The following is a 6,823-nucleotide window of genomic DNA, read 5'->3' on the forward strand; positions in this document are numbered from 1 at the left end:
ATCAAATCAATGTGGTTGGGATTTCAAGCTCTAGGAATTGCTGCAGAAATGTTCAAAAATGTTTTGTCAATAAAAACTTAGGGCCAATTGGAAGCATAAAGCGCGGGAAGTGGGCAGTTTAAGTTGAAATGTCAACAGACTCTAATAACACTCCCTGGCTCTTCCTTTAGCGTTTGATGATGAATTCATTTATAATCGGATCTCTTCTTTATTGATTAATTATTTATGTCAAATGCATTGAGCCAGTATTATCTGCAGGCTATGGGGATAGACTCTTGGGTAATGCGTACAAACAATTCTTCCCGTGAAAAAGAATTGTCCCTGTTAGTTCAGGAAGTAGTTGCTTGTACCAAGTGTTCGTTACATGAGTCACGTAGCCAGACTGTATTTTCCCGGGGTAATCCTCAAGCGAAGTTAATGATAATCGGGGAAGCCCCGGGCTTTTATGAGGATAAGCAGGGCTTGCCTTTTGTCGGCAAAGCAGGAATGTTGCTAAATCAAATGCTGCATAGCATAGGGTTTGATGAGCAAAGTGTTTACGTTGCCAATGTATTAAAGTGTCGTCCCCCGAATAACCGTGATCCAAAACCAGAAGAAATTATACAATGTAGCTCTTACCTTGCTCGTCAAATTGACCTGGTTAAGCCAATTTTGATTCTGGCAATGGGACGTTTTGCTGGTCAGTTTTTAATTAATAAACCCTTACCTTTAAATCAATTAAGGCAAAAATTGTATAATTATAACAACACACCGTTTATGGTTAGTTACCATCCGGCTTACTTATTACGAAATCCTGCAGACAAAAAAAAGAGCTATGCCGATCTTCTGCTGGTGAAAAAATTCTTATCGGAAAATACGTGAGAAATATCCGTGGTATTACTTTACTTGAATTATTAATTTATTTGGGCTTATCAGGGTTTATATTATTTATGTGTCTGCCATCCTGGTCACCATTCTTACATAAAAATCAACTGAATCTAGTGGTGGATGAGCTAAATTCAGCGATCCATTATGCACGAAATATGGCCCTTGTATCTGAATCGGCTTTACTGTTGGCTCCCTTACCTCATAAAGACTGGTCTGAAGGAATGATTCTCTTTGTTGATAACCCAAAGCATCAATACGAATCGGGCGATAAATTGCTCTATCAGTGGCAATGGACTCATCCTGGAGTACAGCTCAGTTGGAAAGGGTTTCAATCGAATGATTATCTTTTATTTTCAAATGACTTAAATCATGCTGCTTTAAGCGGTCATTTTGACATTGTTTCGGAATTTGCTCATGTAAAGTTAGTCGTTAATCGATTTGGTCGCATCAGCAAATCATCATACGAGAAAAAGATATCAAATAGAGTAAGTAATGGACTGCCCCATTAAGTTGAGGAGCTCAAGGCATCCTGACTGCAGGATATTGAACACAGAGAGTTTAATAAATGTTAAATCAGCCTATAAAATTGTTAACAGAAACAGCTCCGCCAGGGTGTTTATTACCTTGGCTTAAGCATGAATTTTCATTAACAGAAAAACTGAAGAAAGAAGCAGGAGAAGCCAGGCTGGAGGTACTTAATCAGCGATGGGCAAAATCAGGATGGTGGGAGAAGTTTGTACTCGGTTTATCAACGGATTTAGTAATACATCGAGAAATTCTGATGCAAGCCTATGGAAATGCTTGCTGGTATGCGCGAACTATTATTCCTGATTATTCTTATCAGGCCCATACTGCTTTTTTTCATCGATTAAAACAAGAATCATTAGGTTTAATCGTTTTTAATACGCCTGAGGTTAAACGTGATTTTATGCGTAATTATCCGGTTAATGATTCTTGCCTTGAGTATTATTGGCTCCCTCAATCGTTAAGAGGGAAGGGTAATCATTTTTGGCTTCGATTTTCCAGTTTTTCTTTTTCTGGACAATCACCTTTCTATCTTGTAGAAATACTGCTGCCTGATTTTTTGAGGAAAGTCAATTGAAGTGGAAAAGCTATTTACAGTTAATGCGCTTTCACAAGCCAGTGGGCATTTTGTTGCTATGGTTCCCGACGGCCTGGGCTCTGTGGATCGCAAATCAAGGGAAACCGCCTCTACTTCTGGTTTTATTATTTTTTGTTGGCACAATCTTAATGCGTGCAGCGGGTTGTGTTGTTAATGACATTGCTGATCGCCATATCGATTTGCATGTAAAGCGGACGAAAGAAAGGCCGCTAACGACAGGTGAGGTCAGTTTAATCGAAGCCTTATTTTTGCTTTTTAGTTTGTTGCTGGGGGCATTAACTGTTTTGATTCAATTACCAGAGACTTGCTTTTTATATGCTTTAATTGCAGTTTTAATAACTATTATTTATCCATTTTGCAAGCGTTTTATTCAAAGCCCGCAATTAGTATTGGGTGTTGCTTTTTCTATGGGGATCCCCATGGCTTTCGTTGCTTCTGATGCATTACTTAATAACACGATGTTTATCCTGTTAGCAATTAATTTTATGTGGATTGTCGCTTATGATACTCAATATGCGATGGTTGATCGTGAAGATGATTTACGTATTGGTGTAAAGTCAACCGCTATTCTTTTTGCAAGTTACGACAGAATGATTATTGGTTTCTTGCAATTAACCTTCCATCTTCTCTGGCTGCCTTTGATGCTAAAACTTAATTCATTAACCTTTACAGTTTGTTGGGTTATGGCAGCGCTGATTCTATTTTATCAGCAAAGATTATTGGTTAAACGCGACCCGGAAAGCTGTTTGAAAGCTTTCTCATCTAATAGTCTATATGGTTTGCTGATGTGGTTGCCTTTATTGGGTGGCTACCACTGACATTAATTGTAAAAAATTAATCAATTGAGTATCTTGGATGACCATTTATTGTATACTTTATTAAATATATACAAATGCGGGTGAAAAATGGCCAAATCGATAGTCACCAAAGCCAGCTTAAATGCTCCGGGTGAAACAAAAGAGCTGCACTCTGATCACCATCCTCATTTATTTGGAAAAACGCTTATTTGGAATTTAGATAAGGATAATGCTTCTAAATCAAAAAGCACTTTAGGTGCAAATTTGGAAATGCAGGCTTATGCGATTGCGAAAAAAATGAATGAGGGAGTAATCGATAATGGTATGTTGCAGGAAATGCCTCATGGTGAGCAAAGGCAGTTTGTTGCGGCAATAGAAAAATACCTGCAACCCAAGCAAAAACTTGAGGTGAACTATAGCAAAAACGGAACTCACGAGTTTGGTAATCTGACCTTTTCTCGCAAGTTTGCCAGCGCTACCTTAACAGCTAAAGAGCAGAAATTGCAGGATGATGTAGGTGATTTACAGAAAAAATATGCGACCCTTCCAACTCCCGACTCAGCAGGCCAGGTATTAGTTAGCTTGGTGGAAGGAAGTGATGGGAAGAAACACCTGCTTGTCAATGTTCATGCTGAAAGTCAAAAATCATCAAAAGCGCCACGCGTTAACTTGAACCAATTGCTCAATGACGTCAATAAAATAAAAGATAGTCATCCTGGCCTTGAAATCATTGTTGGCGGTGATATGAATGCCGGTAAGAGAATGCTGCCAACAAGTGATTTTGGATTGAAATCTCAAAATCCTAAGGATATTGAGGCTGATTTTAAAGCAAAATATAAAAAGTTGAATTACAAGCATAGTGACGATAACTCAGCCTTTCTAAACAATGGCACAGGGATTGCTGTAGATGCGGTCATGTCTACAAGAGAGGGGGAATTAAAAACATTACCGGATATGAATGCTTGTGACAAGGCGTTTACTGATGAATTTAAAGAGGCTAAGAAAAAGAAAGAAGAGCCAGTACAGTCAGTACAGCAGGTAACACCAGGTGTTCAGTTTGATTTGCAAACCAGACTGGCAGCAAGTCCCACTTTTAATAATACCCAAATACAATCCGGGAATTATCAGGTAAAGTATGGTGGGAATAATATTCAAAATTACCCTGTTGAATTAACGTTCAAAGACACCAGGCAAGCGAGGGCATTTAACAATTTGGTGGCAGTCAATGATAGAAAAAATTTATTTCAGAATGAAAATAAAGTGTATCTGACTTCAGAAGCTGTTACCAGGATTCTGCAAGTAAACATTAATCAAAATTATGAAACCCCTCATCCTGATAAGTTATCTAAACCTCAGCTGACTGAGTTGGCTAAAGCCTGCATGACAAAGGCGCAAGCTGCCGCCACAACGATTCAGACTTCTAATCCACCATCTATAGAATATGTGACTGAAGCTAAATCTCAAGATACCCGGGGGATTATAGATTATTCGATGAAATTAACGTTTGCAAACAAGAAAGAAGCGCGTGCTTTTAGTGACGCGATGGGGTATGGCAATAAAACAAAATTATACCAAGAGGGGAATTCAGTCTATATAGCAAAAGATATCGAGGCTGATTTCCTTAAAAAAACCCACAAGGCAGAAAATACAAAAAGCTATAAGGCACGTTTGGAACAAATAACGCATAATAGTGATGTTGCTAAAAAAGAGGAACCACAACATACAGCGCAAACTAAACCTTAACTTTGTAAGAGACTAATTCGTCCAGCAAACTGCTGGCACCAATGCGAAACCAGGATTTCTCTAGTTTTCTGTTTAGCACTTGCTTTGCTAATCGCATGTATAAAAAGGCTTGCTCCGGCTTTTTGATGCCTCCTGATACCTTTATGCCACAATTTTCTCCACTATCTTTAATGGCTCTTAACAGTGCAAATGCAGCAGAAGGTGTTGCTCCCTGAGTTATCTTTCCAGTAGAGGTTTTCAAAAAATTGCAACCATTATTGATTATTTCGGTACTCAGGTTATAAATAGATACTAATGAAGGAAAGGCGCCTGTTTCGAGGATCACTTTGAATGTAACTTTTTGCTGCTCGCAAAGTCTGTAAGCCTGTTGACATTGGGCGAGGGCAAACTCTTTTTCACCGCCAAGGTAGCTTTGATAGGGGAAAACATAGTCAATTTCATCAATGACATACTTTGTTATAACCTTTTCAATAGAGGTTAAAACCTGATGAGTTGACTGTGTACCTTCCGGGAAGTTAATAACGGTTGCCTTTTTTATTGAAGCAGCGGGCATCAGGCGCTCAAGATGTTGTGGCAGGACACAAATAGCTGCCACAAGATGGCAATTGGCTTTTTGAGTCAACAAATCAAGCGCCTGGCTGTCAGCAGATTCATCAAGCAAGGTTAGATCGATTAATGAAATCGCTTCAATACTTAGTGCCCGGGTATCCTTCAAGCTTCCTTCTTCCAACTCACGAAGTATCTTTAAGCAGTCTGTCTCCAGATTCACGCCAATCCTGCTATGAACTGTTTGACTAACTGGTTTAATTTTTCAGCCGCTTTTGAAGCCGTTAGCACTACGGCTTCATGACTATGGCTGTTGCATGCAAGCCCTGTGGCGTAATTGGTAATGGTCGCGATAACAGCCACTTTCATTCCGCAATGATTGGCAACCAGAACTTCAGGAACAGTTGACATGCCTACGGCATCAGCCCCCAAGATACGAAATGCTCTAATTTCAGCAGCTGTTTCGTAATTAGGTCCCAGCACTGAAAGATAGACTCCCTGATGCAATGATATATTTTCCCTGTGGGCGATTTGTAAAAATTGTTCCCGCATTGCTTGATCATAGGCATTATCCAGAGGAATAAAACGAGGACCAAATTCTTCATCGTTAGGGCCTGTCAGAGGGTTGCCAGGTTGCATGTTAATATGATCAGTAATTAGCATCAGCTCTCCAGGGCCTACATCTTCACGTAAGGAACCTGAAGCATTAGTGGCAAGAAAATACTCACAGCCTAGCAATTTCAGGGTGCGAACATAGGTTCGAATAACTTCAAAGTCTGTTCCTTCATAAGTATGAGCCCTCCCCTGTAAGCAAACAACGCCTACTCCAAATAAATAACCGGATACTAAATGACCGCCATGACCATGAACAGTAAGCTTGGGAAATCCAGGTAATTGTTCATAATTAATAGAAACAGCATGTTCCAGCTGTTCAGCAAAGCTGCCTAATCCTGAGCCAAGTACAATGCCTATAACAGGTTTAAATCCGGGCATTCTTTGTTTAATTTGTTCTGCTGCCAAGTGAGCTGAGGTAGTATTAGTTTTAATCATTTGATAATCCAGATTGAGACTTAAGACTAAAGGTATTAGGTAAGAGCTCTTCTGCACGCATCGATTCTATTATGTTTTGGGTATTACACAAATGGATTAATGTATCCGGAGTGGAAAATTCAACGATGCGTTGACGACAAGCTCCACAGGGTGGGCAAAGTAAATTATCGCTACTCAATATAACGAGGCTTTTTATTTTTTTCCTGCCTGCGGCAATCATTTGACAAATTGCTGAAGTTTCTGCGCAAACAGTTAAACCATAAGAGGCATTTTCGACGTTAACGCCCGTATATAACGTATCATCTTCGCTGCATAAGCAAGAAGCCACACGATATTTGGAGTAGGGCGCATAGGCATTATCCAAGGCTTGCCTTGCAAGAGTTATCATCGATTTTTCTAAATCAGCCATTAAATACTCCTATTTGGCATGCGAATATACTCATTATCTACTCTGGTTACAAGTCAAAATATATAAATCAAGGCGTAATCATCTGAGCTATTTAAGTTCTCATTAGCGAATCACCGCGGGTTGACGGCGCTGTCTATTAAACGTTTGATGGTCAAAAAATTGGAGCGGCTAAAAACTTCAGGGACGTTGACTAGAGCAGCGATCGATTAAAATTTAAACAGATCGACATTTGTTTAAAATTATGATCAAATGCATACATTATCTACTATAAGGGTTATGTGTGTCATC

8 protein-coding genes are annotated in these 6,823 nt (G+C 39.4%); 5 read left to right on the forward strand and 3 right to left on the reverse strand.

The genetic code is table 11. The features are described 5' to 3' along the window. The first annotated feature begins 225 nt into the window (after positions 1-225). The 5 genes from E1O65_RS12200 (at position 226) to E1O65_RS12220 (ending at position 4,530) form a co-directional block, all read left to right on the forward strand. Complete coding sequence (locus E1O65_RS12200; RefSeq protein WP_133133870.1) at positions 226-861, forward strand: uracil-DNA glycosylase; 636 nt, start codon at positions 226-228, stop codon at positions 859-861. Then, positions 858-1,376 (forward strand): GspH/FimT family protein, encoded by a 519-nt coding sequence (locus E1O65_RS12205; RefSeq protein WP_133133871.1) that lies wholly within the window; start codon positions 858-860, stop codon positions 1,374-1,376. Before E1O65_RS12200 ends, E1O65_RS12205 begins: the two co-directional genes overlap by 4 nt. 56 nt (positions 1,377-1,432) lie before the next feature. Next, positions 1,433-1,969, forward strand: a complete 537-nt coding sequence (locus E1O65_RS12210; protein WP_133133872.1) for a chorismate lyase — start codon at positions 1,433-1,435, stop codon at positions 1,967-1,969. Further along, entirely contained in the window at positions 1,966-2,808 is an 843-nt protein-coding gene (ubiA, locus tag E1O65_RS12215) for a 4-hydroxybenzoate octaprenyltransferase (protein ID WP_133133873.1), read from the forward strand. Before E1O65_RS12210 ends, ubiA begins: the two co-directional genes overlap by 4 nt. A gap of 87 nt (positions 2,809-2,895) precedes the next feature. Further along, on the forward strand, positions 2,896-4,530 hold the full coding sequence (locus tag E1O65_RS12220) for a hypothetical protein (protein WP_133133874.1): 1,635 nt from the start codon (positions 2,896-2,898) through the stop codon (positions 4,528-4,530). Here E1O65_RS12220 and E1O65_RS12225 read toward each other — a convergent pair. The 3 genes from E1O65_RS12225 to cdd are packed head-to-tail and all read right to left on the reverse strand — an operon-like array spanning position 4,520 to position 6,535. Beyond that, positions 4,520-5,299 carry a deoxyribose-phosphate aldolase gene (locus E1O65_RS12225; RefSeq protein ID WP_133133875.1) on the reverse strand — a complete coding sequence of 260 codons (780 nt, stop codon included), beginning with the start codon at positions 5,297-5,299 and terminating at the stop codon, positions 4,520-4,522. The genes E1O65_RS12220 and E1O65_RS12225 overlap by 11 nt on opposite strands. Further along, positions 5,296-6,126, reverse strand: a complete 831-nt coding sequence (locus E1O65_RS12230) for a purine-nucleoside phosphorylase (protein WP_133133876.1) — start codon at positions 6,124-6,126, stop codon at positions 5,296-5,298. Before E1O65_RS12230 ends, E1O65_RS12225 begins: the two co-directional genes overlap by 4 nt. After that, a complete protein-coding gene (cdd, locus tag E1O65_RS12235; RefSeq protein WP_133133877.1) occupies positions 6,119-6,535 on the reverse strand; it encodes a cytidine deaminase in 417 nt (138 codons plus the stop codon). Before cdd ends, E1O65_RS12230 begins: the two co-directional genes overlap by 8 nt. Positions 6,536-6,823 lie beyond the last annotated feature (288 nt).

It is taken from the genome of Legionella sp. W10-070, from assembly GCF_900640175.1.
Taxonomy (GTDB): Bacteria; Pseudomonadota; Gammaproteobacteria; order Legionellales; family Legionellaceae; genus Tatlockia.